Origin of the sequence: Stenotrophomonas sp. 2YAF22 (assembly GCF_052114665.1) — a bacterium.
Lineage (GTDB): Bacteria > Pseudomonadota > Gammaproteobacteria > Xanthomonadales > Xanthomonadaceae > Stenotrophomonas > Stenotrophomonas indicatrix.
The window spans coordinates 1-2,484 of record NZ_JBFRFE010000632.1; the positions used below are offsets into that span (position 1 = coordinate 1).

Annotated in this window: 4 protein-coding genes; all 4 read left to right on the forward strand. The window is 67.1% G+C overall.

What is annotated here, in order from left to right; genetic code table 11:
• The coding region (locus AB4Y84_RS19195; protein WP_442250683.1) for a DUF484 family protein at positions 1–599 on the forward strand (599 nt) is incomplete at its 5' end.
• Between the two features lie 16 nt (positions 600–615).
• Positions 616–1,509, forward strand: coding sequence for a tyrosine recombinase XerC (gene xerC, locus AB4Y84_RS19200; protein ID WP_442244997.1), 894 nt, complete (start codon positions 616–618; stop codon positions 1,507–1,509).
• 77 nt (positions 1,510–1,586) lie between these two features.
• A complete protein-coding gene (locus AB4Y84_RS19205) occupies positions 1,587–1,787 on the forward strand; it encodes a DUF3079 domain-containing protein (protein WP_442250684.1) in 201 nt (66 codons plus the stop codon).
• Between the two features lie 74 nt (positions 1,788–1,861).
• Complete coding sequence (gene hslV, locus AB4Y84_RS19210) at positions 1,862–2,413, forward strand: ATP-dependent protease subunit HslV (protein WP_025877284.1); 552 nt, start codon at positions 1,862–1,864, stop codon at positions 2,411–2,413.
• Positions 2,414–2,484 lie beyond the last annotated feature (71 nt).

Below are 2,484 nucleotides of genomic sequence, written 5' to 3' on the forward strand. Positions count from 1 at the left end.
GGTTCCCGGACCTGGCGCTGACCCTGGTGGTGCCACGCGATGACGGCCCGACCGCATCGCTGGCGAGCTACCAGCTGGAAGTGCTGCGCGAGAAGAACCGCGAGCTGGCGCGACGGTTGGCCGACCTGGGCGCGACCGCGCAGGTCAACGAGCGGCTGGCGGTGCGCACGCATCAGCTCACCCTGGCCCTGATGAAGCAGGACAACGCCGCCGATACGCTGCGCGCGATGGCGGCGTCGCTGCAGGAAGACTTCGCAGGCGATCTGGTGCGGCTGGTCGTGCATGCGCCGGTGGCCGGACTGGAGCAGGCCGAATGGCTGCAGGTGCTGGCTGCCGATGATGCGCAGCTGGGCCCGTTCCGCGACTGCCTGAAGGATGGTGAGCCGATCTGTGGCCGCCTGCAGAGCGACAAGAACGCCGTGCTGTACGGCGCGCGCAGCGAGGAAGTGCAGACCACCGCGCTGCTGCCGTTGCCGGGCGTCGGCCTGATCGCGGTGGGCAGCCATGATCCGAACCGCTTCTATCCCGGCATGGGCACGCTGTTCCTGCGGATGATGGGCGAGGCCCTGGTGACCGGGCTCAAGCGCTTCGCGGATTGAGCGGGAAACGACGACGATGAGCGCGGTGCAGGCGTTCCTGCAGCACCTGCAGGTGGAGCGGCGGATGTCGGCGCATACGCTCGATGCCTATCGCCGCGACCTGGACGCGTTGTCGGTGTGGGCCGAACCCCGCGGGGTGGCCGTGGAGGCACTGAATGCCGACGCGTTGCGCCAGTTCGTTGCCGATGAACACCGCCGCGGCCTGTCGGCCAAGAGCCTGCAGCGCAGGCTGTCGGCCTGCCGCAGCTTCTATGCCTGGCTGCTCAAGCATGGCCGTATCGAGGCCAGCCCGGCGGCGACGCTGAAGGCACCCCGTGCGCCACGACGGCTGCCACAGGTACTCGATGCCGACGAGGCCGTGCAGCTGGTTGAACTGGAACCGGAAGGCGAGCTGGGTCGTCGTGACCGCGCGCTGCTGGAACTGTTCTATTCCTCCGGCCTGCGCTTGAGCGAAGTCTGCGCGCTGACCTGGCGCGATCTGGATTTCGCCAGTGGCCTGGTCAACGTGATGGGCAAGGGCAACCGGCAACGTCGCGTCCCGTTCGGAAAGCCGGCACGCGAAGCGCTTCTGACCTGGCGCAGCGAAAGCGGCGGTGGTGCCGCCACACCGGTTTTTCCTGGTCGCAACGGGCCGATCAGCCAGCGCGCGGTACAGATCCGCATCCGTCAGCTGGCCCAGCGCCAAGGCCTGTTCAAGCACGTGCACCCGCACATGCTGCGGCACAGTTTCGCCAGCCACATCCTGGAATCCTCCGGTGACCTGCGCGGTGTGCAGGAACTGCTCGGCCATGCCGACATCGCCACCACGCAGATCTACACCCACCTGGATTTCCAGCACCTGGCCAAGGTCTACGATGCGGCGCATCCGCGCGCGAAACGCCGCAGCGACAAGAGCGGAAAGCCTGAATAGCGCCGTCTTGATTTCAGTCAGGGCAGCATAGCTGCGACCGGTGCATCGTGGCCGCAGGCCACGAAGAGATGCCGACCATGGCAAAGCCCATTCCGCTGCGTCCCAAGCACCCCGAGCRCATCTGCTGGGGCTGCGACCGTTACTGCGCCGCCGACGCACTGGCCTGTGGCAACGGCTCGGGCCGCACCCAGCACCCGATCGAGACGCAAGGTGAGGACTGGTACGTGGCGTGGGGCATCGAGCCCAATCCGGACCGGCCATCGCATGCCAAGCGCTGAACGGCAGCTATCGGTACGGGCTTGATCGCTTCGGCGGCTGTCCCCATGTCCCGTGAACAGCTATCGGAGGCCGCATGGACCCCAGTCAGAATCCCACCGTTTTCCACGCCACCACCATCGTCTGCGTTCGTCGCGGCGAGCACGTGGCCATTGCCGGCGACGGCCAGGTCACCCTCGGCCACACGGTGATGAAGGGCAACGCACGCAAGGTCCGCCGCCTTGGCCGCGATGGCCAGGTGCTGGCCGGCTTTGCCGGTGCCGCCGCCGATGCCTTCACCCTGTTCGAGCTGTTCGAAGCCAAGCTGGAGAAGCATGGCCAGCTGCAGCGTGCCGCGGTGGAACTGGCCAAGGATTGGCGCACCGAGCGCCGCCTCGGCAAGCTCGAAGCCCTGCTGGCGGTGGCCGACAAGGAAACCTCGCTGATCATCAGCGGCACCGGCGACGTGATCGAGCCGGAGGACGGCATCATCGCCATCGGTTCCGGTGGTTCGTATGCGCTGTCCGCTGCACGCGCGCTGATGGCGCACACCGAACTGGACGCACGCACCATCGCCAGCGAAGCGATCAACATCGCCGGTGACATCTGCATCTACACCAACCGCAACGTGGTGGTCGAAGAGCTGTGAGGGTAGTGCCGGCCGCTGGCCAGCAACCCGATCAGCCCAGACACGCGTGCCTGGTTGCTGGGCTGATCGGG